At 51.9% G+C, this 601-nt stretch carries 2 tRNA genes; both read right to left on the reverse strand.

The features are described 5' to 3' along the window. Positions 1–251 precede the first annotated feature (251 nt). Positions 252–327, reverse strand: a tRNA-Ala gene (locus FS690_RS18195). Positions 328–434: 107 nt separating this feature from the next. Next, positions 435–511, reverse strand: a tRNA-Ile gene (locus FS690_RS18200). Positions 512–601 lie beyond the last annotated feature (90 nt).

Genomic DNA, 601 nt, shown 5'->3' on the forward strand with positions numbered 1-601 from the left:
ATCGCCTCTGACTGCCAGGGCATCCACCGTGTACGCTTGGTCGCTTAACCTCACAACCCACAGGCGTTTTGAACGCTGTGAATCGCGATAATCTTGAGACCCGGCCGCATCGTTCTGCCACCCTTATTACGGAGGGTGACCGGACGCGGTCGTTTCAAATTTTCAGCTTGTTCCGGATTGTTAAAGAGCAATAACTTCGCAATGCACTCGAAAATGCATTCAGAAGTTGAGTATCAACGTGGGGACGTTGATGGTGGAGCTAAGCGGGATCGAACCGCTGACCTCCTGCGTGCAAGGCAGGCGCTCTCCCAGCTGAGCTATAGCCCCAATGATTCGCAAAACCCTTTACCCAATTCTTTCGAGTTCAAGGCGTGACGACGCGAAGCATAGTGAACTATGCGAGCCGTTGTCATAACGCAGAAATCGGGAGAATTTGGTAGGCCTGAGTGGACTTGAACCACCGACCTCACCCTTATCAGGGGTGCGCTCTAACCACCTGAGCTACAAGCCTGTAGAGGTTTTTCTGCTCGTTACTTTCTATCAGACAATCTGTGTGAGCACTTCGCGGGAAGGTATCTTCAGGTAAGGAGGTGATCCAACC

Source organism: Pantoea sp. PSNIH1, from assembly GCF_007680655.1.
In the GTDB taxonomy this organism is placed as follows: domain Bacteria; phylum Pseudomonadota; class Gammaproteobacteria; order Enterobacterales; family Enterobacteriaceae; genus Pantoea; species Pantoea eucrina.